Origin of the sequence: Sulfitobacter sp. HI0027, from assembly GCF_001634775.1 — a bacterium.
Taxonomy (GTDB): Bacteria; Pseudomonadota; Alphaproteobacteria; order Rhodobacterales; family Rhodobacteraceae; genus Sulfitobacter.
On record NZ_LWER01000361.1, the window covers coordinates 1 to 324 of the forward strand.

The window sequence follows — 324 nt, forward strand, 5'->3', positions numbered from 1 at the left end:
CATTCGGCCTTTTGCATTCCCTTTGCCTATCTTCCGATCCGCGCACGGCTTCAAGGCATGGACCTGACCCTCGAACAGGCGGGGGCGGACCTCTATGGCACGCCGTTTCAGGTTTTCCGCCATGTGACCCTGCCCCAGCTTTGGCCGGGCATTCTCGCCGGGGCGATGCTGGCCTTTGTCATCAGCCTTGATGACGTGGTCATTACCGAATTTGTGAAATCCGCCGGGCAGGACACCCTGCCGACCTATATGCTGGGCCAACTACGGCGGGTGGTGACACCTGAGATCAATGCGATTTCAACTGTTCTGTTGATGATCTCGGTG

General features: G+C 58.0%; 1 protein-coding gene. It reads left to right on the forward strand.

The features are described 5' to 3' along the window. Positions 1-324: ABC transporter permease (locus A3722_RS17065; protein ID WP_150120536.1), on the forward strand; the 324-nt coding region annotated here is incomplete at both ends.